We start from the raw sequence: 24644 nt of genomic DNA, 5'->3' as shown, positions 1-24644 counted from the left end.
TACCCACTTAATGACTTTAGATATAACCCACTACCCTACTCTTGCTGAAGCTAACACGCCTGAGCAATTGAGAGACTTACCAAAAGAAAAACTAAAACAGCTATCCAAAGAGTTACGAGAGTACTTATTGTCTAGTGTAAGCAAAAGTAGTGGGCATTTTGCCTCAGGGCTAGGCACAGTAGAATTAACCGTAGCCTTGCACTATGTCTACAACACCCCCTTTGACCGTTTATTATGGGATGTAGGCCATCAAGCTTATCCCCATAAAATTCTTACGGGCCGCCGCTCACGGATGCAAACTATTCGTAAAAAAGATGGATTACATCCTTTTCCTTGGCCTCCCGAAAGCGAATACGATACCTTTGCAGTTGGCCACTCATCCACCTCTATAAGTGCAGCCTTAGGTATGGCCGTTGCTGCAGAAAAGGAAGCCTTAGGCCGCAAAGTGGTAGCAGTTATTGGTGATGGTGCTATGACAGCAGGTATGGCATTCGAAGCATTAAATCACGGTGGCGATATCAATAAAGATCTTGTTGTCATTTTAAATGACAACGAAATGTCTATTTCTGAAAACGTCGGCGCCCTTAATAGCCACCTTGCAAGGCTTTTAACAGGTAACGTTTTCAACTCCATAAGAGATGGCGGTAAAAAGTTACTGAGTAACGTACCTCCAATCAAGGAATTTGCCAGCCGTGCAGAAGAGCACATCAAAGGCATGGTTGTACCTGGTACTATTTTTGAAGAGCTTGGTTTTAAATACATTGGCCCAATTGATGGTCATGATGTAAACGGCGTAGTAGATACACTTCGAAATATGCGTGGTATTAAAGGCCCGCAAATTTTGCACGTGGTAACCAAAAAAGGAAAGGGGTTCGAACTCGCCGAACAAGATCCGATAAAGTTTCATGCAGTTCCAAAATTTAACCCTAAGGATCAAGGCTTACCTAAAGCACCGCCTAGCGACCCTACCTTTTCGGCCATATTTGGGGATTGGCTTTGTGACATGGCAGCACAAGATCCTAACTTAATGGCTGTGACTCCAGCCATGCGAGAAGGTTCTGGTATGGTGAAATTTTCCCAGCAGTATCCATCTCAATATTTTGATGTTGCTATCGCCGAACAACACTCTGTAACCTTTGCTGCTGGCCTTGCAAAAGAAGGCTTAAACGCAGTAGTTGCGATTTACTCTACATTTTTACAAAGAGCTTACGATCAACTCATTCACGATGTAGCTTTGCAGAATTTACCTGTATTGTTTGCCATAGACCGAGCAGGAATAGTGGGAGCCGATGGCCCAACCCATCAAGGTGCATTCGACATTCCATTTTTACGTTGTATCCCCAACATGGTGATCATGACTCCTTCTGATGAAAACGAATGTCGCCAGATGTTATATACAGGCCATAAGTTACAAAAGCCTGCATCTGTCAGATACCCAAGAGGGTCTGCTACTGGGGTAAAACCTGAGCCTACCATGCAAGCGTTAACAATAGGCAAAAGCCGTGTTATCCGTGAAGGGCAAAAGATTGCAATTCTTAATTTTGGTGTATTACTCGCCCACGCCCAACAAGCTGCAGAACAAATTAACGCTACTGTGATTGATATGCGTTTTGTTAAACCTCTGGATACTCAAGTTATTGAAACCTTAGTAGCTGACCATGAGTTATTTGTCACCTTGGAAGATGGCGCAATAGTCGGTGGTGCTGGCAGCGCAGTCGCAGAATACCTGATGGCGAGTCAGCATAGTGTTAAGCTACTACAACTTGGCCTACCCGATGAGTTTATTATGCAAGGTACTCAGCAAGAAATGTATGCGGAGCTTCAGCTAGATAGCCAAGGCATATTAGCAAAAATCGAAAATTTTTACGGTTAGAAAAACCTTGTTCAACAGCTATTGGTTTGACTTAACCATATACAAGCAATTTTCTAGTGGCATTTGCTCTGGGTAACTAGCCAGCGCAAATCCAAACTTTTGATAGGCTTTAATGCCACTAGTATTGTGAGCCAGCACAAATAACGACAACTCAGTGGTACCGATTTCTCCCAGACCTTTGCTACACAGTGCCTTTATTAGCACAGCTGCCATCCCCGTACCGCGTTTGTCTGGGCTTATGACTAAACGCCCCAAGTGACATCTATTTAATCTTTTATAGTACTGACCAAACCCCAGCAAGTCATTGTCATCCGACAGCAACACATATGAACTCAGCGTTTCAAGCTGCAAATCAGCTGTAAATGAAGCTAAATCATAGGGAAACCTGACACCTGGCCCTGCCCAATCAGACACTTGCTGAGCATCTGCAAACCAATCCATCATGGTCAATAAATGACTTTGTAGTGGTGGCGTTAATCTCATAGGTACAAGTTACACTCTCTTGTTTGGTAAGGTTAAGAAGATAAAGCGGTGATTATCTACTCTATCATAGCTGCCATCCCTTGAGGATAGATTAAGGTTCACGTAGAGTGTCGCGCAGTTGGTTACCACACCAATTAATTTTTAATCTAATTTATAGGAAGTCCTTATGCCTACAGCTAGTGCTCGTCATATTTTGGTAGAAACAGAAGAAAAGTGTTTAGCATTGAAACAAGAAATAGAAAATGGAGCAAAGTTCGAAGAGCTTGCTAGTCAATCTTCGTGCCCTTCTGGTGCGCAAGGTGGTAATTTAGGCCGATTTAGTCAAGGCCAAATGGTACCCGAGTTTGATAAAGTAGTATTTAATGACGAATTGAATGTTGTCCATGGCCCAATTAAAACCCAATTTGGCTACCACTTACTAGAAATTACAGAGCGTTCTGACTAAGTAAGAATACTTTTGGGATTAGGCTTTCAGTACCAGCGCCCCAAAAAATACACATGCCACTGAGGTAGTTACTTACTTTGTTAAGTCACTTTAGTGTCATGTTTCCACTGACGTTTCTACCTTCCCTTAAATCAAATGGCCTCATAATGCATCGCTTTGAATATTGTAATGGTAAAACCTGCGCTGAAGAAATGCTCGCGTTAGGCCAGATAAATATGAAAATGTGGTATTTGTTTTCATGGCTATCAAAGCACGAAAAATTACAACATGGCACTCAAGCCGAAGTGATCAAACTCTATGTCAACCAAGAGCTAGTTGCCTATAGTGTTTTAGAAAACTACCAAGGGCGAACCGATAAAGAAACCTTGTTTCAAGGTAGGCTATATCAGGATTTAGGCGTAGTTCACTTTGTTACCCTGCCCCAATATCGCAACAAAGGTTATGCTAGTTTACTTGCCAATAAAATGTACCAAGATGTCATTCAGCCTTTACTATCTCGCCACAACAGCTCTTCTAAATATGTTTACGTTACTGCCACCAAACGTGCAGTGCCTCTCATGGAGCGCACCGGTATTTCTGATTTAAACCTAGTCACTGAGTTTTATTCTGATACTAGTTTTGAAAAAGTTGTGGCAAGTAAAATAACACCTAGCAAACACTAAACACATATAGGCTTTAATCACTTAATGGGATTAAAGCGTAGTCGTATAGAACTCAGAAATATAACTGCCACCTTTAATATTAAGTACCAACCTCATTTTATAGCTTTGCCCAGGGCTACCGGCTAATGCTCTTAAATTAGTTTCTGTGTGCCAGTAATAAGGGCTTTGTATCATGCCCAATGGATAAGGGGTTGCTTGATCGTTTTCATCAACCAAAAAAAGTGTCGCACTGTCTAATGGAAAGGTTGAGTTAACCGTTGTTAGTTTGTTTTTATCAAACACATTTACTTCAAAATCTCCTGATTTCAAAATACATGTTTGGTTAATTACGTCACAGCTTTCATAGGGCAGCAACTCCACCACTTTTGCTTCTTCGGCTTGGTCTTCAACATAATAATCAGCGGCTATATAGCCAATCACAGCTAAAATTGGAGCCACCATAAATGCGATTTTTGTATGTTTATTCATTATTTACTCTTTTTAAAAACTCGCGTTAATTAGGTTAGGTAAAACGTTTTACAAACCTAGAATACACCTAAAATATGTAGCTAATGCTAACCCATATTTCATAAAGCCTTATAGAAAAATAAAGGCTAAAGAGGTTATCTTTAGCCTTTAATGTTAACCACATAATTAAAGCTTCATCATGTGGGCAAACTTTCTATTGGCTGTTAGCCTTTAGTGATCGCTAATTGCACCTTCGCCACCTGGGCTACGCATGTTTTCAACGAGATCTTGAATTTCATCAGGAGCAGGCCCTGTAAACCTCAAGACGATAAAGGCAACGGCAAAGTTCACAACCGCACCGACAACACCAAATGCATTAGGTGAAATACCAAAGAACCAGTTTGGTGCCATGTCCCCTAAGAATGATGTACCTGGGATAAACATAATGCCTTTATGTTGGAATACATAAAGCATGGTAATGCCAATACCTGAACACATTCCTGCAACCGCTGCTGTACCACTCATTTTCTTAGAGAAGATCCCCATCATTAGTGCTGGGAAAATGGATGAAGCAGCTAAACCAAAGGCTAGTGCCACCGTACCTGCGGCGAACCCAGGCGGATGCAGCCCCAAGTAACCGGAGACTAAAATAGCAAGTGTCATGACTATCCTACCGGCCAACAGCTCGTTCTTCTCTGACAAGTCAGGGGTCAGTACTCCTTTCATTAAATCATGGGATATGGAGGAAGATATGGCTAATAATAATCCAGCAGCCGTTGACAATGCCGCAGCTAAACCACCCGCAGCCACTAATGCAATTACCCAGTTAGGTAAATTCGCAATAGCTGGGTTCGCTAGCACCATAATGTCGTTGTCTACTTTAACCATTTCGTTAGTTTCAGCATCTGCAGAGTATTGAATTTTGCCGTCACCGTTTTTATCTTCAAACTCTAATAAACCTGTTTGTTCCCAGTCTTTAAACCACTGCGGACGCTTTTCATACTCTAAGTGCTGACCTGCCGTAGGCTCAATGGTATTCATCAAGTTAAGACGAGCCATGGCACCAACAGCTGGGGCTACCGTATAAAGCAATGCAATGAATACCAAAGCGTAACCTGCAGAAGAACGCGCAGCTTGTGCTGTAGGTACAGTAAAGAAGCGCATAATTACATGAGGTAGCCCTGCAGTACCTATCATCAATGACATAGTGTATGCGAACATATCTAAGGAACCATTCATATTACTTGTGGTGTACTCTTTAAAGCCCAACTCAGTTACCACCAAATCAAGTTTATCTAGTAAATATACACCGCTACCATCAGCAAGAGTTGAACCTAACCCAAGCTGTGGAATTGGGTTACCGGTAAGTTGGAAAGAGATGAAAATGGCAGGAATGGTATACGCAAAAATCAATACACAGTATTGGGCGATTTGAGTGTATGTGATGCCCTTCATGCCGCCTAAAACAGCATAAAACCACACAACAGCCATACCTATGCCTAAACCTAAGCCGTAATCCACTTCTAAGAAGCGCGAAAACGCCACCCCTACCCCTTTCATTTGACCAATGATATAGGTAAGCGAAGCAAGTATTAAACAGACAACTGCTACAATACGCGCCGTCTTAGAATAATAACGGTCGGATATAAATTCAGGAACGGTAAACTTGCCATGCTTACGCATGTAAGGGGCGAGTAACATAGCCAGTAATACATAACCGCCTGTCCACCCCATTAAGAATACAGAGCCTCCATATCCTAAAAAGGCAATTAACCCTGCCATAGAGATAAAAGAAGCGGCACTCATCCAGTCGGCACCAATGGCCATACCATTTTGCATTGGCGTTACACCACCACTGGCAACGTAAAAGTCGCTAGTAGAAGCAGCGCGCGCCCACCAGGCAATAGCAAAATATAAAGTAAAAGAGCCAAAGACTGCTATGTAGGTATAAAGTTTTAACTCATCCATTATGATTTATCCTCAGCTTGATATTTTTTGTCAAGTTTGTTCATTTTGAAGCCATACCAAAAAATCAAACCAACAAAAACATAGATAGAACCCTGTTGAGCAAACCAGAATCCAAGTTTATAACCACCGAGACGAAACTCGTTAAGTGGTTCTACTAATAACAAGCCAAAGCCAAATGATACGACGAACCAAATGACTAGACATATTGTTATCAAGCGCAGGTTTTCCTGCCAATATGTTGTCTTCTTTTCCACATTATTCTCCTAGCACTGATGCCATTTTATTTATTACATTTTGTATTTTTGTAATAAGGGTATGTTTTGAGAAAAAGTCTGAGTAGTGAAATGTTGCCAAGACATCAGGTAACTGGCTTGTTAATTAATTAACATTTCATAAACAACTTTAACTATCGGCAACACTACCAAGCTTTGTTTTTCTCAGATATACCACCTTGGTCTTATACCCTCATTTAACCGTTGACTTAATGTCTGAGCGGTCTCAAATTAACGCATCAAATGTTACCTAAGGTGTTGGAATGGATAATGAACTAGCCGAAATCAGCGTGTTTGTAGGAGGGATACCTCCCTTTGATTTATTGCCTGATAACCTTGTAGATAGGCTAGTCAAAGAAATTAGCATCAGTTATTTACGTGAGCAGGAACGCCTAATACCCGACAATGTGGCAGAGCCTCAATTGTATATTTTACGCAAAGGTGCACTACGCCACGAAGGCACAAACAAGGAGCTGCTAGGGAAATATGCTGAGGGCGATATATGTGCTGTTTTTTGTCAGGAGAAGCCTAATTTACATGCTAGTCTCATTGTAGAAGAAGACACCTTAATCTACAGCTTAGACTACCCCAACTTAAAAACCTTACTTGCAGATACTCCCGAAGTACTCGAATTTTTAGAACTCTCGTCAGAGCAAAGACTTCATAATCAACAGAACAAACTCAACGATGACGCCATTTTAGCTTCATCTATTAGTAATACTTCGGTGGAAGACTTTTACCATCATTCTGTTGCGACAGTTTCTCCCGAAGTGTCGATACAAGACGCAGCGATAAAAATGACAGAGCTTGGGTTTTCTTGTTTAGTGGTAGTAGATGAAAAGCATCCCAATAAAAACATCACCGACCTAAAATTGGGCATAATAACCGACAAAGACATCAGGCGACGATGCGTAGCCGTTGGCCTACCCACATCTAACCCAGTTAGCGATATCATGACAAAAGATGTTGCCACCATAGACATAAAACGCAATGCCTATGATGCGCTAATCGCCATGACCAGCAAACATATTCATCACCTCCCAGTTACTAAACTAGGTAAGTTGATTGGTATGGTCAGCGTGACAGATTTAGTTAATAACGAAGAACACAATGCAGTCAACATCACCAGCATAATTCACAAAGCAAGTTCGATTGCAGAATTAGTTACCACCAGCAAACTAATACATAAACTACAAATTAAGCTCACCAAACTTGGCTCTAATGCCGACCACATAGGCAAAAATATTAGTGCGATTACTATGGCTTTTACCATTCGCCTAATAGAAATGGCGGAGCAAACCTTAGGGCCAGCTCCAGTGCCCTATGCATGGTTAGCGGCAGGCTCTCAAGCCAGACAAGAGCAACTTGCCCACTCAGATCAAGACAACGCACTAATCATTAGTAATGCAATGAAACCAGAGGATGAACAATGGTTTAAAGCGCTCGCACATTTTGTGTGTGATGGGCTGGCCGAATGTGGATTTATGTACTGCCCCGGAAACATAATGGCAACAAACGAAAAATGGCGACAACCCCAAAACGTTTGGCAGCAGTATTTTGATAAATGGGTAGATACCCCAAGCCCTAAGGCCCTATTAAACAGCAGTGTATTTTTTGATTTAAGTACAATTCATGGTGATGTCACCTTACTTGAAACCGTACGTCAAAACATGCTCCAAAAAACCAAAGCCAACACCCTATTTATTGCGCATATGTCTGCCAACGCATTAAGATCTAAACCTCCAATTGGTTTTTTCAGAGGCTTTGTACTGATCCAAGACGGTGAACATACTTCCACCCTTGATTTAAAGCACAGTGGCATTGCGCTAATTGTTGACCTAGCTAGAATTTACGCCCTAAGTGAAGGTGTTGCAGCGGTCAATACAATAGAACGACTAAAGCTGTGCTCGGGTACCCAATCACTAACCAAACCATCGGCAGAAAACCTAATTGATGCCTATGAGTTTTTAACCTCGGTACGCCTTGAACATCAAGGAAAGCTTTTATGTAAACACCTCCCTGTAAACAACTACATAGACCCTAAAACCATTTCTAAGCTAGAAAGAGAACATTTAAAAGATGCCTTTAAAGTTATTAAATCGATGCAAGATTACAGACAATCGGCTGTTATCTAGGAGCGGCTATGCTATTTAATTGTTTATTTGGCTACGAGGCACAAAGAAAAAGACTCTTAAAAAAAGTCCCGAAAGGTGCCTTGCACGATTTTTTATCTGTGCCCTTTCCTGACGAGCATACCCGTCTATCAGAATTACCTATTTTGTCAGTAGATTTTGAAACCACAGGGTTAAATGCCTTAACCGACAAACTACTCAGCGTTGGCTTTGTAAGCATAGATAAGCAAAAGATAAAGTTAGGCAGTAGCTATCACCAAATCATTAATACAAAACAAAATCTTGAAGCCGACAATGTGGTTATTCATCAAATAACCGACCAGCAAAAATCCGCCGGTAAACCATTACAAGAAGTCATTGAGGCTTTGTTGCAAGCGCTTGCCGGAAGGGTAATGTTGGTACATTTTGCTCGTATAGAAAAACAATTTTTAAAGCAAGCCTGTATAGAGTTATACGGAGTATCGCCACCTTTTATGATGCTAGATACCCTAGCCTTGGCCAAGCGTAAACTTGATCAACGGGATATAGCTTACGATCCCCAAGAATTGCGCTTATCTGCCCTCAGAAAAAAACACGGTTTACCTAACCATTTTGCCCACAACGCCTTAAACGACGCCATAGCCACGGCCGAACTCCTGTTAGCGCAGCAAAAATACGGAGAGAAAAAACTTAAAGAACTAATGTGAATTTGACTTAATTTTTTGGCCCACAAAAACTAAACAGCCGCTAGATTTACTATACAAGTAGGTAGTAAGTCACCAGCTAACAAGCTGATGACATTACCTTAGACTCTACTAGAAACGATATTCAACACCTATGCTGGCTTGCTTAAAATCAGTGTCAAAGTTTTCATCATCTACATCATCAAATTCTAGGCTAGTATCATAAACACTGTAGGTAGCATTCAGAGCAAAATTTGGAGAAAGATTAACTGTTACACCACCACCTAAAAATACACTGGTGTCATCAACTTCTCGGGTAAGATCAAGGGCGTTATAATCAGTTTCAGACCAAAGCTGCCCCGCTTTAACAAACAAAGCGACCCTATTAGTAATGGGTAAACTACCTTTTATAGCAGCAGTGTAACCATCAACGTCTGCCCTAGCGAACTCGGTACCATAATTACCGAAATCAATATAACTCCCCTCTAGGGCAATATATTGATTAAACCGATAACCAATTATCCCTTCATAAACATCTTTATCATCATCAAAGTCATCGTCACCTTCAACCCGCAGATAACCATAATTACCACCTACGTAAAATCCACTGCCGTTGAGATCCTCGCTTGAATTACTTTGTGCATGCAGATTAAAAGACGCAGCAAACGCAATGGCAGTAAGGCTAGTTAGAATTTTAGTTTTGTGTTTCATTTAGATTACCTCTTAGTAAATTAAAGTGAAGTGAATACTGAGTTAACAGCATTGAATTCAAATAACTAAGAGCAAACCCCATGCCCACACCCGAGATGAACAAAAACCAACCAAAAACAGCATTGGAGCCCAACTTTTGGCTATTTAACAAGCAAACATAGTAAAAATCAGGGTTTGAGGAGTGAAAAACCAAAGAGGCTGTGCAGACAGTTTTTCACTCAATATGTAATTTTTACATAGGTGAGTTGCATTTAAATTGACAGAAATAAACAACATTGTCAGCAATAACTAAAGCAGACTATAAACATACAAAAACTGCATAAAAAGGCAAAACTTGAGCACATAGTGAATTCCCAATAGTGACAAGCAAAAAAGCCTCGATTTTTCATTATGCTTGATGAAACACCTCACCTTATAAAAAAGAACACACTCCCCATACCTAAGCCAAAGCTAAGCAGCGAACTTAAGGTCACTATCAAGTAGAGGTTTCTAATTTTTTCGGGGCTATCTTGTTTTAGGTGATTAGTGTCATCTAATTTAATTAATTCACCCTGGCGAACCTCAAAAACCGCACTTAAGCTCATGGTTGTCTCTTTAGACGCCACTCCTTCCTTTTCAACTCTTTGGATTGTACGCAAACTCACATCGCATGCGTCAGCTAGGTGTTGCTGTGTCCAGTTATGTTTTTGTCTCAGCGCTTTTATCGCATTAGGATTTAGTTGCATATGCTTAACCTCCTAATTTTGCGATTGCCGCTACAATAGTAAAGATGCCATAACCACTCAAGGCCCCAAATAAAAAACAACCACCTATAAATAACACGGCATTTTTGGGAGAACTGACTAAAGGATAAGGATAGTGCTTTTGCTCTTCTATCAATTTACTATTTTTTGATAGAGAACATACTAGAGTCCCTATTAGAATATTCTGCACATTAAAAACAACTTGATAAGTACTGCCTTCAAACTCAAATTTATGGCTACTGCTAATGCCTAAACTACGTTTACTACTTACCAATTCGTCATTTACATAAACCTCTTCCTTCCCTGTAAAGTAACTACCAAAACATGCTATTTGATTATCACCATCTCGAAAATAAATTTTATAGCCCAATTTTTTACTATTCAATATGTCGCTTTTCATCATCGTTATCCTTATTAAGTTGATGATGCTAATGTAGTATTTATTCGCAAGTATTACGCCGCCAGTAATATGCCAGCTTGCATTTTGTCATACGACAGCTTAGCTGTCACATTATGTTACCGACTGATTTATAACGATTTATTAACTCTCCATAAAAGTAAAGCATTTGGGTTAACTGTCATATCAATCAGGCGTTCATTAAAGTGGCTTTATCAAAACTTAACAGATTCACTATGTAAAAAAGACAGCGTATTTGAAGGAGAGAACAGCAGCCCCTCTTTTCTATTAAGACACCCAAGATAAAATACTTACATAAATGCGTCCATATAAGTGCCAATAAATGGGTTGATTCTTTGGCTCTGTATTGAGCCCTTACCTAGATATTCTGAACACCTATGTTTAGTTGATAAAATTGGTCTATTTACCTGAATTGCAGCCGAGCGAAGACTTAATGGTAGATTTGTTTGAACGGTGTTTGTTTAAGTATTAAAGCTATGCGCGTTTGAGTAAGGTCTTAGCCTTACCTATCCCTCGTATGCGTGTGTGACGGGTGTGCCTCGCAAATACTCGCATCATATGCTCACTGCCTGCAGCATAGTAAAAGTGCTGTTCGAACTCTGTGGTAAGGGTTATCCATTGTTCGCTGTCTAGTCCTAATCTTCGCAAAATAGGGCTATGATGATGGTCTATGTACCCTGCTTTGTCTTTTCTGATAATTCGCCCTGTTGTATCCACTAATTCACAGTAATCTTTTAACGAAAAAGCGATGCCCTTGGGCATGTTTTCTCTGGGGTGGCCAACAAAAGGCATCAGTTGGTGGGGTTGGCTATTATCTTCTTTAATGGCTTGGGTGCGCTTTTTAATACTGGTGTGGTGAGATGTTTCAGGTGTGTTTGCCATCCTAGCTCTAATGGGGTTTAAGTCGACATAAGCCATACAAGCCAGTACCGCTGATTCATCTAAAAGGGCTTGTGATTTAAAACGTCCTTCCCAAAAGCGGCCAGTACAATCATCTTCTTTGTTCGCCTCTCTGGCTATAAACTCATTAAGGTTGCGCATAAACCAACTTATATCATGCAAGCGCTCTCGATACCTTGCAATAGTTTCGCTCAAGGTTATCCATTCGCCTTGTGTAAATGCCTCATCTTGCATGAACTTTTGAGTGAGTAAGGTGCCTCTATAAAGACTATGCCACAGGGTGACCACGTCTTTATCACTCCAACAAAGAGCCTTATCTAAATCAACGTGTAACACCACATGCACATGATTACTCATCACGGCATAAGCACACACATCTATGGCAAAGACAGAGCTTAAAAACAACAACCTATCTTCAACCCACCCTCTTCTATGCTCATAACTTTGGCCTGAATAATTATCCACGCCACACAAAAACGAACGACGTACACAACGACTCACACAATGATAATAAGGGGTATCTGACAAACTAACTTGAGATTTACGAGACTGGGGCATCATTGAATCCTTTCAAATAATTAACCCTAAAAGCCTAGTTCAACTATCAAAAACACCCAAATTTATCTTGGGTGTCCATTTTAGATTTTTAGATTTTTAGATTTTTGGGCAAGGATAATTTGGGTAGTCATGGCTAAAGAAGTTGAATTCGACGTTAAAAAAGCGTGTGCATAATAGGCACAAGATTGTTTAAACACAGCACCACCAAACGGTAACGAGCATTGATGATTTAAACGGTTATGTCTTATTTGGAACCTCAGCTGGACAGCTGCCTTCGAGGCAATATGGGTGCATAGGCTTATAAGACTTCAATTGAAACTCATGAGGGCACGGCGAACAGAAAGTCGCCATAAAAGATGCCGGATATATGTCACAAGACCGTATTTTATCGTATGCCAACACTGTTTGTGTGAGGAAGAGACTTGATATGACAACGTAACCTTAGAACGTATGAAAAGAAAAAACCTGTTGATCAAACGGGATTGACCATATATGTCCATTCTAGATTATCGTTAAATGACTAAAGGGTTTTAACTCGATACGCAAAAGTATTAACCTAGCATCAAGTTCTAGTATTTCATCTTCTATCAACACATTATGCCCGTTTTGCTTTAACGCTATCATCTTAAAGTACTTTAAAAGAGATGAATCAGAATAATCTATTTCATGATGTTTTAGATATCTTAATTCTAAATCAATAATAGGATTAAACAGCTTATCAATATTTTCTTTAAGCTTGACTTTATCTATCTGGTCTATGTTGGATGAGCATTCTAAATGACACACTTTTTGAATGCACGTATACAACCTAACATGTAAGTCTGGGTGAGTATTCTTGTCAAGACTACCTATGTACTCATTATTTTCTGTTAAAAGTCTGATTGGCCAAAAAAGTCCAATTAATATGAGTTCTTTAAGTTGATACTCATCTAAAACACTTCCAAATCTCTGTTTAGCAAAATAGTAAACAGCCATAACGCTAAGGTTATCAGCATCATATTCTAGAGGTTCAAATTCAGGCTCAACCCCATTAGATCTTTTATCTTTTATATACTTCAAATGCCCAGCCAAAGCATGGAAGAGTTCGTGTCCATAAATAAAGCATACAAATATTATTGCAATAGTTTCGAAACTAAATACTGTATCGCCTACTCTTATAGGATGCTCTACATCATAATATTCATCTATAATAGACAATCCCAAATTAACAATCCCCCTATTAATTTGAATATTGTAGACTCCATCATTCGATAATTTGCAACTAGCATTAGCCGTTTCTAACCATGAAAAGTTGAAGCATATATTGACATCTTTAATATTGTATAAATTGAAAATTGAGTTGTGAAGATTTAATAAAATCGCTTCTAAGTCTCTATAAAATTTTTTTTCATAATCAGATTCAAGATCAATTTCAAAATCTAAGATTGTATTATTCATTGAAAGAGGACAACTCCATTTTTAGACTTATTATAAGAGTGTAAGAAATATAAAATTTTATTGTTCTATACAGTAATTCAGGATGCTTTTATTAAGGAATTTTAATCATACTTCACAGGCTACAGGTCACCATTAGCAGTACGAAACCTAGCTAAGTTATAATAGCGCATATACGTTGTAACATCATTTTCCATTTGTTCACAAGTTGGTAGTGGTATTTTCAATAGACAGGTGGATTTTACCATTAAACAACTGCATTAGCCGAATAAGCATGTTAATTCATTACTAAACAACCGAAAAACTTCTGTCGCGTAACGATGCTTTTGATTTTCCGCGACTACAAATTCCCCATAGAATGATTGGCCTGTCTAGTGGCCGAGCAAGGACGCTCGGACAAGGCAATCTTTTATAGCGGGATGAAGGCTGACTCTATAGGAGCGGCAGCTCCGCCAGCCTGAACAGCTCAACAAGCGACCAACATGGATGTAGGAAGCTAGAATAAAGCAGGAGCACTTATCGAGATGTTTAGATTGGGTAAGTTTGCGCAGCGAGACTTAATAAGCATCGCTACGCTAAAAGTAATCCCACTAGCTAGGCTTGCAACTTAATGACTGGCTCTACCCATTTACGGTTTACGCCACTAATTAGTGCTTTAACCGCACTATGCATTATGTTGCTGTCTTGGGCCACGCCAAAGCTTGCTGCTTGCCCTGCGACCTTCATCTCGATATAACAAACTGCTGCTACACCTGAGCCACTGCCTATAGAGTGTTCGTGATAATCTACCACTTCTAATGGTTGGTAAGTTAAGCTTCGAATGGCTTCTACCGCCGCATCTATTGGGCCATTACCTGTGCCATGAATATGCTGTTTAACTCCCTTATACTTGACTTCAATGTCGATTCTTTGCTGTCCATCGGCTGCACTAGACATAGTAGAGTTCACCAACTCTAGCGGTGCACTTTGTTGCAAGTATTCTTGCGTAAACAAGTCTACAATTGCCTCAGAGTCTGACTCTTTACCTGTTTTGTCATTCATTTGTTGCACAATACGTGAGAACTCTATTTGTAACTTACGAGGTAGTTGAAGCCCTGCCGCCCTTTCCAATAAAAAGCTGACGCCGCCTTTGCCTGATTGACTATTTACCCTAACCACTTCATCGTAGTTACGGCCTAAATCAGCGGGATCAATAGGTAAGTAAGGGACTTTCCACAATTCATCTTTTTTCTGTACCGCTAGGCCTTTTTTAATGGCATCTTGATGGGAGCCAGAAAACGCCGTAAATACTAATTCGCCTACGTAAGGGTGCCTAGGATGCACAGGTAACTGATTACACTCTTCAACCAACTTACGGGTTTGATCAATATTAGAAAAATCCAAGTTAGGGTGAATACCTTGGGTGTACATATTCAAGGCTAGTGTCACTAAGTCGACATTACCAGTACGCTCTCCATTGCCAAACAAACAGCCTTCAACACGGTCAGCGCCGGCCATTAAAGCAAGCTCTGCAGCAGCGACAGCTGTGCCTCTGTCGTTATGGGGGTGCACACTTAAAATAATATGTTGGCGCTGTTTTAGATGGGTATGCATCCACTCAATTTGATCTGCGTAGGTATTGGGAGTATTCATCTCTATGGTGGCAGGCAAATTGATAATCATTTTGTTATCTGCACTTGGATCCCAAATTTTAACAACGGCATCGCATACTTCTTTGGCAAAGCGTAACTCTGTACTTGAAAATACCTCAGGAGAATATTGATATGTCCAATTAACCTCAGGGGCAGTCGCTGTTAACTCTTTCACCCATTGAGTACCTTGAGTCGCAATATTCTTAACCCCTGCTTTATCGGTTTTGTAGACAATTTCGCGAAATGCCGGAGCCAAAGGGTTGTACATATGTAAAATGGCTTGCTTGGCGCCTCTCAAGCTCTCAACTGTTTTTTCAATTAAGTCATAACGGGCCTGTACCAAGACTTCTATGGTTACATCATCCGGTATATGGTTACCTTCTATCAATAAGCGAACAAAATTAAAATCAGTCTCTGAGGCAGAAGGAAAGCCTACTTCAATTTCTTTAAAGCCTGTGGCTACTAAGGCTTTAAAAAACCGTAACTTGGTTTCTATAGACATAGGATCAATCAAGGCTTGATTACCATCACGTAGGTCGGTACTCATCCATATTGGCGCTTTTTCAATTCGCTTACTTGGCCATTGTCGATTTTTTAAATCAATGCCATAAAAAGGCTGATATTTTGTGTTTGGATGGTTAATCATTTTTAAGTCCGAATATCTATGAATGAGTCTGTCACTATAATAGCTAACTTACTATCGAATAAGATTGCGAAAAACACCCAAAAAACACTACCCAAGCAACTTTATTGCTATAAAATAAATATTTATAAAATAAATTGCCACCATTACGGATTTACATGAAATTTGACAAGTACGATCGTTTAATCCTTGAAATAATTCAGCAGCAAGGCCGCATCTCTAATCAAGAGTTAGCAGAAGCCATTAACTTGTCGCCTTCGCCCTGCTTGCGGCGAGTCAAGCAGTTAGAAGAAGCTGGATTTATAGACGGTTATGTGGCCTTACTTGATGCCAAAAAATTAGGCTTGTCTTTAGTGTCATTCATGCAAGTGAGTATGGATAAACACACGCCAGAGCGCTTTAATCATTTTGAGGCAGAAATTGCCAAATGTAATGAGGTATTAGAGTGCCATTTAGTGACAGGGCAAACCGCTGATTATCTACTTAAAGTCATTATAAAAGACATGGATGGATTTCAGCACTTTTTATTAAACAAGCTTACCCCAATAGATGGCGTAAGCGGCGTGCAGTCGTCTTTTGTGTTGAAGTCTCCTGTGAACACAAGAGCCTTGCCTATATTATAAACCCGTAGCCAAGGCGGACACTTTTCAAACGCTTTATAACTGTTAATTGCTCTCTTCTGCGACTTTTTTATCTTTAATCGATTGAGCGATAGCACGGAATTCGTAAGTGGGATAGATATCCGTTTCAAAAATCCCCCAAGCAGATTTTTCAATGGCTAAGTTCAAAGTACGTAGGTCTTTAGGGTGTATCTTTACAGTAATAACCTGCCCTAGCCCCATCATCACATACCATGAATCTATTTCTACCCCTTTGGGCGGGAAGGATTGCCAAAAACGGTTTTCATCCATCTTTTGCTGAAGCTCAGTTAAGCTTTTATCTTGTTGATGTTTAAGCACTACTGACACCAAGATTTTATCGCTATCAATGCTGGTGTCTTCTTGTGCAGTTGCCCCTTGCATGAAACCCAAAAGCACTAGAAATGGGATAAGTGTAAGCCTGATAATATGAACCATAAATATAACCCTTATTTGATGTTTTAAAGAAAACCGCACAATGAATATACACTCAAATGATTAGGACCTAAAACCGTCTTTAAGGAATAATTTAAGGCTAATATCTAGCTCATCTTGAGGATTATGAGCTTTGGTGGGATTGAATAGATCACAAAACATAGATGCTTCGCAATCTACTCCTTTAATTTGATTTATTGACCGTAAATAGCCACTGTAACTTTACCCTTGGTATCAATACTGGCGCGGTACATTCCCTCAGAATTAAAGGGCATGGCTATCTTGCCTTTGCTATCCATAATGATCACCCCACCAGAGCCTGCTTCTGGTGATAACACCCCATGGATCACATCATCACCCGCTTCTTGAATGGTTTTACCTGCATATTTAACTCGGCTACAAATATCTGCTGCCACATGATTACGAATAAAGTACTCACCGTGTCCAGTGGCAGAAACCGCACAACTTTCATTGTCGGCCCATGTCCCTGCGCCAATAATGGGTGAGTCTCCAATTCTGCCCCAGCGCTTTGCTGTCATACCACCGGTAGAAGTCGCTGCAGCTAGATTTCCGTGTTTATCTAAAGCAACCGCTCCCACAGTTCCAAATTTGTAATCCACCACTTCGGGGTCAATATTCATGGCGTGATCATTTTTTAAAATGTTTTGCTTCACTTTTTCAAGGGCTTTTTGGCGCCTTTCGGTATCAAAGCTAGTGTTAGTGGTCATCTCAAGGCCATTAGCCTCTGCAAACTGGTCAGCACCTTCACCACTTAACATAACGTGTACTGATTTGTTCATTACCAACTGGGCTGCAGCAATTGGGCTTTTTGTTCTTTTTACACCTGCTACAGCGCCTGCTTGTTTGTCTTGGCCGCGCATAATAGATGCGTCTAGTTCATGCTCGCCATCCCATGTAAATACCGCGCCAATACCTGCGTTGAATAACGGAGATGCTTCCATCACTTGTATAGCTTTAATCACCGCATCTTCGCTTGTACCACCTTTGACTAGAACGGCATACCCCGCCTTTACCGACTCGGCAAGCTTAGCCCTGTACTGTGCCTCTCTCTCATCAGAGAGGTTAGCTTTGGTAATCGTCCCTGCGCCGCCATGTATTGCTAAAGCTATGGGAGGATCTGTTTTGGCATAAGAATTAATAGTAAATATGGTAAGTGCAAAAAGAAGGTAATGTTTCATTGAGGGTTCCAGTTATTTTTCACTACAGCTAATCAAAAGAGTACCGCTATTGTCAATAAAACAACGACCATCAGTAAACTTTTGCGATAAGTAGTGACTAGCTGCACATCACACTTTCACTTTAAAAACTTATGAATACCAATGTGCGAAGTACATAAATGAAGGAAGTTATAAGCCCTGATGCGACCGACATGAATGTCGAAAGATAAACTAACGCAGTTACCGAGATTGTATTGAAGGCTGTGAATAATCTTAGTGAGCTAAGTACATACTTAAGCCTAAGTGTTAACCTAACCACCCTAAATACAGCACAAACTGCATACAAGCTAAAGCGAATACCCCAGCCAATATATCGTCTACCATAATGCCAAAACCACCATGGACGTGTTTATCTAAGTAGCTAATAGGCCAAGGTTTGAGTATGTCGAATATTCTAAACAACACAAAACCCAGTAATAGGGTTTGCCAACTCAGGGGGACAGCTATCATAGTAATGAGCATACCTGCCACCTCATCCCATACTATGGAAGAGTCATCATGAACCTGCATATCATTAGCTGTAATACCGCAAATCCATATACCCGCTAGGCTAGCAACTAGACTAACAGCAATATAAACAGGTAGTGAGGTGTATAGGGTCAGCACAATAACCAGAGGTAAGGCCGCTAAGGTACCAAAGGTACCTGGTGCTTTGGGGGCTAAGCCACTACCAAACCCCAAGGCCAAAAAGTGCACTGGATTTAGCATGCTAACGCGCTGGCGAATTTGTTTGTCCAAAGCTAAGCGTTCCTTATCAGGCGGTTGGGCTTAAAAGTGTTCGTAGCCTAAGTGGGTGAACTCATAAGCTTGATCATTTTGACGTAGTTCTAGTTTCTCTGCGACACCAGTTAACTGTCCTATGCACGTAGCTTTAATGTTAGCACTGGCTAGGTTGGTCTCAAGTAGTCCCTTTTGCTCTTCACTTACCGTAAATAGCAGCTCGTAATCATCACCAGCACTTAATGCAAAACCTATGGCTTCATCTGCCGTAACTGATTCTATCATTGCCTGTGACAAGGGTAATTTATCAACATGGATAACGGCGCCACATTGAGAAGCTCTAAGGATATGCTGAATATCAGACACCAAGCCATCAGACAAATCGATACAACTGTTAGCAATTCGCCTTAAACTTGTGCCTACCAATAGTCTTGGTGTGGGGTAATCCAATCGATTAACCAAAAAGTTGTGATGCTCTGGATTATCGATTTTACGCTTAAGCTGCGCCAATTGTAGCCCAACCCCTGCATCACCTAAGGTACCTGTGGCATAGATGAAATCACCGGGCTTGGCTTGGCTGCGGGTTAAAGCTTGATCAAAGGGAACAAAACCTTGTGCAGTAATAGTGACAGCTAGAGGGCCATGTACGGTATCACCGCCAATTAGTTGCACAGAATAGTAGTCAGCATGCTCTCTTATACCTCTAGAGAACTCTTCTAACCAAACTTGGTCAACTTCTGGCAAGCTAAGGGACAAGCTGATCCAAGCAGGCTCAGCCCCCATGGCAGCTAGATCACTTAGATTAACGGCAATCGCCTTTTGAGCAATAGCATGAGGGTTAGTAGAAGGTAAAAAGTGCACACCACTTAACAAGGTGTCTGTGGTTGTCACAAGTGCTTGGCCTTCTGGAATGTGAGTAACCGCTCCATCATCCCCAATACCAATCACTACGTCTTTACGTTGTACACTTTGCTGCTTAAAAAAATCTTCAATAACTTTAAATTCTTTCACAATCACACTACTTCTAGTTGAACTGCATTTAGTGACAAGTCTTGTATCGCTGTTATTTAACTAAGAGCGCTCGTCTTTACGCAGAGTCTTGATGGCTTTATCAAGCACACCATTAATAAATTTATGGCTATCTTCTGCACCAAATGATTTTGCAAGCTCAATCGCTTCATTGATTACCACCTTGTAAGGTACATCAATTCGCGCAACTAGTTCGTAGGTTGCGATTCGCAAAATGGCAAACTCTACTGGGTCTAGCTCTTCAGGTAATCGACCTAAATAAGGCTTCATTTTTTTATCTAGCTCAGCACAATCTTTAACTACATTGCGCAATAACTCTAAAAAGTACTCAGTATCTACTTTTTGCATGTTATTGCTAGTGACTGTGCTCAGCTCAATTTGTTCTACTGGGTTCTTGGTCATTTGCCACGAATAAATAGCTTGTAACGCTAATTCACGGGAAAGACGACGTGCTTGAGGTTTCACCTATTTTGCCTCTTCAATATTGGCCAATACATTAACCATTTCAAGGGCACCAACAGCGGCTTCTGCACCTTTATTACCTGCCTTAGTACCAGAACGCTCAATAGCTTGCTCAATACTGTCAGTGGTAATCACACCAAAAGAAACCGGAACGCCATATTCTAAAGAAACCTGTGCAAGTCCTTTATTACATTCACCTGCAACAAATTCAAAGTGTGGTGTACCACCACGAATAACGGCACCAAGGGCGATAATTGCATCGTACTTATTTTGTTCAGCAAGTTTTTTAGCTGCAATCGGCAGCTCATATGCGCCAGGCACACGCACTAGCGTAATGTCTTGATCGTTAACTTCACCTTGTCTTTCAAGGGCATCAAGCGCACCATCAACTAAACTTTCAACGACAAAGCTGTTAAAACGCGAAACAACCAGAGCAAATTTTTTGCCTGTCGCACGCATGTTACCTTCAATAATGTTCATCTAAAAAACCTTACTAGAAAAATCGGCGCGCAGTTTAGCACACCTAACATGGGAAATATTGATAAATTTTGTACGATTTTTGTTTCTTAAACAGAAACGTACTCCACCACCTCAAGACCATAGCCAGACAAGGCATGATACTTTTTAGGCTTACTCAGCAAACGCATTTTTTTAACACCTAAGCTGGCTAAAATTTGACTGCCCACACCAACAGTTCTAGATGAGCCTGTCCAAGGCGCAGTTTCTGGCACTTCACCATTATCTTCAGCTTGAAATTGTTTTACTTGGGTTAACAAATCTTCATCTTTACCCAGTAGCACTAACACTCCGCCGTTTTCGGCAATGGTTTTAATGGCTTCGGGCAAGCCCATACTACGATTTATCGCCCGCTCAGATCCTAATAAATCGCTTAGGCTATTTAGCAGATGCACTCGGACCAGAGTTGGCGTATCACCATTAATGTCCCCTTTGCACATGGCAAAGTGAACTTGGTTATCAATTACATCTTTGTAGGTCACTAAATCAAACTCACCGAATTCTGTAGGCAACTTACACTTAGCCACTTGTTCAATTGTGGTTTCGTTTAAATTGCGGTACTCAATTAGGTCGGCAATGGTACCAATTTTCAAATCGTGCTTTTTAGCGAAAACTTCTAGCTCTGGACGTCTTGCCATGGAGCCATCTTCGTTTAATATTTCTACAATCACAGACGCTGGCTCACACCCTGCTAAACGTGCTAAATCAACACCAGCTTCAGTATGTCCAGCTCGATTCAATACTCCGCCTTCTTTACTGATAAGAGGAAAAATATGACCTGGTTGCACTATATCTTGCGCAACGGCATCTTTAGCAACCGCTGCAAGTATGGTTCTGGCACGGTCTGCTGCCGAAATGCCAGTAGTCACCCCTTTTGCCGCTTCTATCGACACTGTGAAATTAGTGGAAAACTGCGCTTCGTTATTATCTACCATTAGAGGTAAGTTAAGGGTTTTACAGCGCTCAGCTGTCATTGGCAGGCACACTAAACCTCTAGCGTGGGTAACCATAAAATTAATGGCTTCAGGAGTAACGTGCTGCGCCGCCATAATTAGGTCGCCTTCGTTCTCTCTGTCTTCATCATCCATCAAGATAACCATTTTACCTTGACGAATATCTTCAATAATCTCTTCACTGCTGTTAAATGACATATGTTTACTATCTTCTTTCATGGTGCAGAGCCAAGGCCCATACACTTAAATTACTTCAAGTAGCCGTTTTCTGCTAAAAACGCCATGCTTATATCTTTTTTACTCGTGTCCGAACTCGACTGCGCAGCCTTGTCCCCTAGCATAAGGCGCTCTAAATACCGAGCAATGACGTCTACTTCTAAATTTACCTTGGTACCAACTTGATACAAACCTATTATGGTTTCTTGTAGGCTATGGGGAATAAGGGTCAGTAAAAATTTAGCACCATCTACTTGATTGACAGTTAAACTTACGCCATCAACAGTTATCGAGCCTTTTTCAGCTAAATATTTAGCTAGTTCATCAGGTGCTTGCACCCATATTTCTACGTATCGGCCAACCTTAGAAATTGACAATACTTCACCTAAGCCATCTACATGACCACTGACAATGTGGCCACCTAAACGACCATTGGCCTGCATGGCTTTTTCTAAGTTGACTTTGCTGCCAGCCTGATAGGATGCAAAACCTGTACGCTTTATGGTTTCGTGAGATACATCAGCACTAAAGCCATGTTTTGATAACGCAACCACAGTTAAGCACACACCGTTGTTGGCTATACTGTCGCCAAGCTTAACGTCACTCATATCGAGCTTTTGTACTTTTATCGACAAACGAATGTCTTCACCGCTTGGGGTTAGGCTTTCGATAACTCCCACATCTTCAATAATTCCTGTAAACATAATCTCTCAGTTACTCTTTTTGGGATAACCGGTTATTCATTTACGAATAAAATGTGCGGTCATCTTTAGGTCTTTACCCACTTGCCTAACATCAGTTAGACACAAGTCGTGTACTTCATCCATAGATTCAATGGGCAAAGTATCAAACAAGTTCTGCCCGCTGCCCCCTATAAGTTTGGGCGCTTGGTATAAAATCAATTCATCTATCAAGTTATTTTGCAATAAGGCTCCTGCTAGCTTAGCCCCTGCTTCAACCCATATATCATTTATTTGCCGATTTGCCAGCTCTTCCATCACAGCTTTAAGATCTAACTTGTTTCCATTAAACGGCCCTTGCCATTGATTTACATGGCCTGCAAACCTGTGAGCGCTTTTTTTGCCATTAATAAGTAATACTTCACCGGCCTGTTGCGAACTGCCTTGCTGCAAAAGGTTTAAATTAGGTGGCAACTGGTTGCGGCCATCTAAAATAACCCTAAGTGGTTGTCGCAAATTTTCTAGCGCTAACTCATCAGAGCTCAGGCCCAGCTCCGCATAGCGCACATTTAGTGATGGGTTATCAGCTATGACTGTACCGGAGCCACTTAAAATCGCGCAACTTTTTGCCCTGTAGCGCTGCACATCTTGGCGTGCCTCTGCACCTGTAATCCACTGACTCAGACCGTTTTTAAGGGCGGTTTTACCATCTAAACTTGCTGCGAGTTTCACAGTAACTCTAGGCAAACCTTCAGACATGCGCTTAATAAACCCTAGGTTTAACTGCTCAGCAGCACTTTGTAATAACCCAGTATCAACGACTATGCCTGCTTGCTTTAGTATCTTTATGCCATTACCTGACACCACAGGATTTGGGTCTTGCATGGCTATAACGACTCGGCGCACCCCAGCTTTAACTAATGCCTCTGCACAAGGTGGTGTACGTCCAAAATGGCTACATGGTTCTAAAGTGACATATGCGGTAGCACCTAGTGCTAATTTCCCAGCTTGATTTAATGCATGGACCTCAGCATGGGGAGTACCGGCTTTTTGATGCCAGCCTTGACCAATAATTTCGCCAGATGGGTGCGTAATAACGCACCCCACATTAGGATTGGGAGAAGTCGTATATTGACCACGTTTTGCCAGCTGAATAGCTAACGCCATCATTTGATGATCGAGTACGGAAAATTCAGACACTATCTGTAACACCTAAGAGTCAAAAGGTAATATGTGGAGGGTAAGGCTAGTCGCCAAGTCGAGCGATTTCTTCACCAAACTCACGAATATCTTCAAACGAACGGTAAACAGACGCAAACCTTACATAAGCTACTTTGTCTAGCTCTTTTAAGGATGTCATAATGAGATTACCTAAAAATTCACTGCTCACTTCTCGTTCACCTGTAGCCCTTAATGAAGACTTAAGGCGACTGATACACTGCTCAACTTCTTCAGTACTAACAGGGCGTTTTTCTAACGCTCGCTGCAATCCTGCTCGCAACTTGTCTTCATTGAAAGGTTCGCGAGACCCATCTCGCTTTACAATACGGGGCATCACTAGCTCTGCCATTTCAAAGGTGGTAAAGCGCTCTTTACACACAGTACATTCTCGACGACGTCGTACATGGCTGCCATCCGACACCAAGCGAGAGTCGATAACTTTAGTTTCTTGTACAGAACAAAATGGGCAATGCATGTTGATTTCTATGTGGACAATTTCAATCTGAGTAAACTAACAAAATTCCACCCTTAGGCATATATCTTGGATACAAAAA

26 protein-coding genes are annotated in these 24644 nt (G+C 41.0%); 6 read left to right on the top strand and 20 right to left on the bottom strand.

Going from position 1 to position 24644, the window contains the following annotated elements:
- Positions 1 to 10 precede the first annotated feature (10 nt).
- Positions 11 to 1873: a 1-deoxy-D-xylulose-5-phosphate synthase gene (dxs, locus tag ACMUMK_RS06275; RefSeq protein WP_414700254.1), complete on the top strand. Its 1863-nt coding sequence runs from the start codon at positions 11 to 13 to the stop codon at positions 1871 to 1873.
- Between the two features lie 18 nt (positions 1874 to 1891).
- Here dxs and ACMUMK_RS06270 read toward each other — a convergent pair whose 3' ends face one another.
- Complete coding sequence (locus tag ACMUMK_RS06270) at positions 1892 to 2356, bottom strand: GNAT family N-acetyltransferase (RefSeq protein WP_414700253.1); 465 nt, start codon at positions 2354 to 2356, stop codon at positions 1892 to 1894.
- A 166-nt stretch (positions 2357 to 2522) separates the two neighbouring features.
- Here ACMUMK_RS06270 and ACMUMK_RS06265 point away from each other — a divergent pair, with 166 nt between their 5' ends.
- Both ACMUMK_RS06265 and ACMUMK_RS06260 read left to right on the top strand, forming a co-directional pair.
- Positions 2523 to 2801, top strand: a complete 279-nt coding sequence (locus tag ACMUMK_RS06265; RefSeq protein ID WP_414700252.1) for a peptidylprolyl isomerase — start codon at positions 2523 to 2525, stop codon at positions 2799 to 2801.
- 146 nt (positions 2802 to 2947) lie between these two features.
- The gene (locus tag ACMUMK_RS06260; RefSeq protein ID WP_414700251.1) at positions 2948 to 3463 is read left to right on the top strand and encodes a GNAT family N-acetyltransferase; all 516 of its coding nucleotides are present in this window, start codon (positions 2948 to 2950) and stop codon (positions 3461 to 3463) included.
- Positions 3464 to 3493: 30 nt separating this feature from the next.
- Here the strand turns inward: ACMUMK_RS06260 and ACMUMK_RS06255 are convergent, their stop codons facing one another.
- From ACMUMK_RS06255 to ACMUMK_RS06245, 3 genes are all read right to left on the bottom strand, one after another.
- Positions 3494 to 3931 carry a hypothetical protein gene (locus ACMUMK_RS06255; protein ID WP_414700250.1) on the bottom strand — a complete coding sequence of 146 codons (438 nt, stop codon included), beginning with the start codon at positions 3929 to 3931 and terminating at the stop codon, positions 3494 to 3496.
- Between the two features lie 210 nt (positions 3932 to 4141).
- Entirely contained in the window at positions 4142 to 5878 is a 1737-nt protein-coding gene (locus tag ACMUMK_RS06250; protein ID WP_414700249.1) for a sodium:solute symporter family protein, read from the bottom strand.
- Entirely contained in the window at positions 5878 to 6132 is a 255-nt protein-coding gene (locus ACMUMK_RS06245) for a DUF4212 domain-containing protein (protein ID WP_414700248.1), read from the bottom strand. Before ACMUMK_RS06245 ends, ACMUMK_RS06250 begins: the two co-directional genes overlap by 1 nt.
- A gap of 281 nt (positions 6133 to 6413) precedes the next feature.
- On the opposite strand from ACMUMK_RS06245, the gene ACMUMK_RS06240 reads away from it, so the two are divergent.
- Together ACMUMK_RS06240 and ACMUMK_RS06235 are read left to right on the top strand one after the other, a co-directional pair.
- Positions 6414 to 8285, top strand: coding sequence for a DUF294 nucleotidyltransferase-like domain-containing protein (locus ACMUMK_RS06240; protein ID WP_414700247.1), 1872 nt, complete (start codon positions 6414 to 6416; stop codon positions 8283 to 8285).
- Between the two features lie 8 nt (positions 8286 to 8293).
- Positions 8294 to 8968, top strand: a complete 675-nt coding sequence (locus tag ACMUMK_RS06235) for an exonuclease domain-containing protein (protein ID WP_414700246.1) — start codon at positions 8294 to 8296, stop codon at positions 8966 to 8968.
- 108 nt (positions 8969 to 9076) lie between these two features.
- On the opposite strand, the gene ACMUMK_RS06230 is transcribed toward ACMUMK_RS06235, so the two are convergent.
- The 6 genes from ACMUMK_RS06230 to leuA form a co-directional block, all read right to left on the bottom strand.
- Complete coding sequence (locus ACMUMK_RS06230) at positions 9077 to 9655, bottom strand: porin family protein (protein ID WP_414700245.1); 579 nt, start codon at positions 9653 to 9655, stop codon at positions 9077 to 9079.
- Between the two features lie 407 nt (positions 9656 to 10062).
- Positions 10063 to 10380, bottom strand: coding sequence for a helix-turn-helix transcriptional regulator (locus tag ACMUMK_RS06225; RefSeq protein ID WP_414700244.1), 318 nt, complete (start codon positions 10378 to 10380; stop codon positions 10063 to 10065).
- Between the two features lie 4 nt (positions 10381 to 10384).
- Positions 10385 to 10801, bottom strand: coding sequence for a hypothetical protein (locus ACMUMK_RS06220; RefSeq protein ID WP_414700243.1), 417 nt, complete (start codon positions 10799 to 10801; stop codon positions 10385 to 10387).
- Between the two features lie 489 nt (positions 10802 to 11290).
- Complete coding sequence (locus tag ACMUMK_RS06215) at positions 11291 to 12274, bottom strand: transposase (protein ID WP_414700335.1); 984 nt, start codon at positions 12272 to 12274, stop codon at positions 11291 to 11293.
- 501 nt (positions 12275 to 12775) lie between these two features.
- Positions 12776 to 13711: a hypothetical protein gene (locus tag ACMUMK_RS06210; protein ID WP_414700242.1), complete on the bottom strand. Its 936-nt coding sequence runs from the start codon at positions 13709 to 13711 to the stop codon at positions 12776 to 12778.
- Between the two features lie 591 nt (positions 13712 to 14302).
- On the bottom strand, positions 14303 to 15985 hold the full coding sequence (leuA, locus tag ACMUMK_RS06205; RefSeq protein ID WP_414700241.1) for a 2-isopropylmalate synthase: 1683 nt from the start codon (positions 15983 to 15985) through the stop codon (positions 14303 to 14305).
- Positions 15986 to 16140: 155 nt separating this feature from the next.
- Here leuA and ACMUMK_RS06200 point away from each other — a divergent pair, with 155 nt between their 5' ends.
- Complete coding sequence (locus tag ACMUMK_RS06200) at positions 16141 to 16605, top strand: Lrp/AsnC family transcriptional regulator (protein WP_414700240.1); 465 nt, start codon at positions 16141 to 16143, stop codon at positions 16603 to 16605.
- A gap of 42 nt (positions 16606 to 16647) precedes the next feature.
- On the opposite strand, the gene ACMUMK_RS06195 is transcribed toward ACMUMK_RS06200, so the two are convergent.
- From ACMUMK_RS06195 to nrdR, 10 genes are all read right to left on the bottom strand, one after another.
- Positions 16648 to 17004, bottom strand: a complete 357-nt coding sequence (locus tag ACMUMK_RS06195) for a hypothetical protein (protein ID WP_414700334.1) — start codon at positions 17002 to 17004, stop codon at positions 16648 to 16650.
- A 245-nt stretch (positions 17005 to 17249) separates the two neighbouring features.
- Complete coding sequence (locus tag ACMUMK_RS06190; protein ID WP_414700239.1) at positions 17250 to 18254, bottom strand: isoaspartyl peptidase/L-asparaginase family protein; 1005 nt, start codon at positions 18252 to 18254, stop codon at positions 17250 to 17252.
- A gap of 285 nt (positions 18255 to 18539) precedes the next feature.
- Positions 18540 to 19031 (bottom strand): phosphatidylglycerophosphatase A, encoded by a 492-nt coding sequence (locus ACMUMK_RS06185; protein ID WP_414700238.1) that lies wholly within the window; start codon positions 19029 to 19031, stop codon positions 18540 to 18542.
- A 30-nt stretch (positions 19032 to 19061) separates the two neighbouring features.
- Positions 19062 to 20024: a thiamine-phosphate kinase gene (gene thiL / locus ACMUMK_RS06180; RefSeq protein WP_414700237.1), complete on the bottom strand. Its 963-nt coding sequence runs from the start codon at positions 20022 to 20024 to the stop codon at positions 19062 to 19064.
- 60 nt (positions 20025 to 20084) lie between these two features.
- Positions 20085 to 20507: a transcription antitermination factor NusB gene (nusB, locus tag ACMUMK_RS06175; RefSeq protein WP_414700236.1), complete on the bottom strand. Its 423-nt coding sequence runs from the start codon at positions 20505 to 20507 to the stop codon at positions 20085 to 20087.
- On the bottom strand, positions 20508 to 20984 hold the full coding sequence (gene ribE, locus ACMUMK_RS06170) for a 6,7-dimethyl-8-ribityllumazine synthase (protein WP_348167356.1): 477 nt from the start codon (positions 20982 to 20984) through the stop codon (positions 20508 to 20510). It lies immediately after the preceding gene.
- Positions 20985 to 21070: 86 nt separating this feature from the next.
- Complete coding sequence (ribBA, locus tag ACMUMK_RS06165) at positions 21071 to 22171, bottom strand: bifunctional 3,4-dihydroxy-2-butanone-4-phosphate synthase/GTP cyclohydrolase II (protein ID WP_414700333.1); 1101 nt, start codon at positions 22169 to 22171, stop codon at positions 21071 to 21073.
- Between the two features lie 50 nt (positions 22172 to 22221).
- Positions 22222 to 22893 carry a riboflavin synthase gene (locus tag ACMUMK_RS06160; protein WP_414700235.1) on the bottom strand — a complete coding sequence of 224 codons (672 nt, stop codon included), beginning with the start codon at positions 22891 to 22893 and terminating at the stop codon, positions 22222 to 22224.
- Positions 22894 to 22929: 36 nt separating this feature from the next.
- The gene (gene ribD, locus ACMUMK_RS06155) at positions 22930 to 24069 is read right to left on the bottom strand and encodes a bifunctional diaminohydroxyphosphoribosylaminopyrimidine deaminase/5-amino-6-(5-phosphoribosylamino)uracil reductase RibD (protein WP_414700234.1); all 1140 of its coding nucleotides are present in this window, start codon (positions 24067 to 24069) and stop codon (positions 22930 to 22932) included.
- A gap of 46 nt (positions 24070 to 24115) precedes the next feature.
- The gene (gene nrdR, locus ACMUMK_RS06150; protein WP_348111123.1) at positions 24116 to 24565 is read right to left on the bottom strand and encodes a transcriptional regulator NrdR; all 450 of its coding nucleotides are present in this window, start codon (positions 24563 to 24565) and stop codon (positions 24116 to 24118) included.
- Positions 24566 to 24644: the final 79 nt, after the last annotated feature.

The sequence above is a fragment of the Paraglaciecola sp. 2405UD69-4 genome, assembly GCF_047525415.1.
Taxonomy (GTDB): Bacteria; Pseudomonadota; Gammaproteobacteria; order Enterobacterales; family Alteromonadaceae; genus Paraglaciecola.
The sequence above is the reverse complement of the archived record's forward strand: the minus strand, read 5'-3'. Positions and strand labels throughout refer to the sequence as shown.

What these genes read in the sequence shown, in the direction of transcription:
- dxs (WP_414700254.1), top strand. Translation starts at nt 11, where the DNA reads ATGACTTTAGATATAACCCACTACCCTACTCTTGCTGAAGCTAACACG.
- ACMUMK_RS06270 (WP_414700253.1), bottom strand. Translation starts at nt 2,356, where the DNA reads ATGAGATTAACGCCACCACTACAAAGTCATTTATTGACCATGATGGAT.
- ACMUMK_RS06265 (WP_414700252.1), top strand. Translation starts at nt 2,523, where the DNA reads ATGCCTACAGCTAGTGCTCGTCATATTTTGGTAGAAACAGAAGAAAAG.
- ACMUMK_RS06260 (WP_414700251.1), top strand. Translation starts at nt 2,948, where the DNA reads ATGCATCGCTTTGAATATTGTAATGGTAAAACCTGCGCTGAAGAAATG.
- ACMUMK_RS06255 (WP_414700250.1), bottom strand. Translation starts at nt 3,931, where the DNA reads ATGAATAAACATACAAAAATCGCATTTATGGTGGCTCCAATTTTAGCT.
- ACMUMK_RS06250 (WP_414700249.1), bottom strand. Translation starts at nt 5,878, where the DNA reads ATGGATGAGTTAAAACTTTATACCTACATAGCAGTCTTTGGCTCTTTT.
- ACMUMK_RS06240 (WP_414700247.1), top strand. Translation starts at nt 6,414, where the DNA reads ATGGATAATGAACTAGCCGAAATCAGCGTGTTTGTAGGAGGGATACCT.
- ACMUMK_RS06235 (WP_414700246.1), top strand. Translation starts at nt 8,294, where the DNA reads ATGCTATTTAATTGTTTATTTGGCTACGAGGCACAAAGAAAAAGACTC.
- ACMUMK_RS06230 (WP_414700245.1), bottom strand. Translation starts at nt 9,655, where the DNA reads ATGAAACACAAAACTAAAATTCTAACTAGCCTTACTGCCATTGCGTTT.
- ACMUMK_RS06225 (WP_414700244.1), bottom strand. Translation starts at nt 10,380, where the DNA reads ATGCAACTAAATCCTAATGCGATAAAAGCGCTGAGACAAAAACATAAC.
- ACMUMK_RS06220 (WP_414700243.1), bottom strand. Translation starts at nt 10,801, where the DNA reads ATGATGAAAAGCGACATATTGAATAGTAAAAAATTGGGCTATAAAATT.
- ACMUMK_RS06215 (WP_414700335.1), bottom strand. Translation starts at nt 12,274, where the DNA reads ATGCCCCAGTCTCGTAAATCTCAAGTTAGTTTGTCAGATACCCCTTAT.
- ACMUMK_RS06210 (WP_414700242.1), bottom strand. Translation starts at nt 13,711, where the DNA reads ATGAATAATACAATCTTAGATTTTGAAATTGATCTTGAATCTGATTAT.
- leuA (WP_414700241.1), bottom strand. Translation starts at nt 15,985, where the DNA reads ATGATTAACCATCCAAACACAAAATATCAGCCTTTTTATGGCATTGAT.
- ACMUMK_RS06200 (WP_414700240.1), top strand. Translation starts at nt 16,141, where the DNA reads ATGAAATTTGACAAGTACGATCGTTTAATCCTTGAAATAATTCAGCAG.
- ACMUMK_RS06195 (WP_414700334.1), bottom strand. Translation starts at nt 17,004, where the DNA reads ATGCAAGGGGCAACTGCACAAGAAGACACCAGCATTGATAGCGATAAA.
- ACMUMK_RS06190 (WP_414700239.1), bottom strand. Translation starts at nt 18,254, where the DNA reads ATGAAACATTACCTTCTTTTTGCACTTACCATATTTACTATTAATTCT.
- ribE (WP_348167356.1), bottom strand. Translation starts at nt 20,984, where the DNA reads ATGAACATTATTGAAGGTAACATGCGTGCGACAGGCAAAAAATTTGCT.
- ribBA (WP_414700333.1), bottom strand. Translation starts at nt 22,171, where the DNA reads ATGTCATTTAACAGCAGTGAAGAGATTATTGAAGATATTCGTCAAGGT.
- ACMUMK_RS06160 (WP_414700235.1), bottom strand. Translation starts at nt 22,893, where the DNA reads ATGTTTACAGGAATTATTGAAGATGTGGGAGTTATCGAAAGCCTAACC.
- nrdR (WP_348111123.1), bottom strand. Translation starts at nt 24,565, where the DNA reads ATGCATTGCCCATTTTGTTCTGTACAAGAAACTAAAGTTATCGACTCT.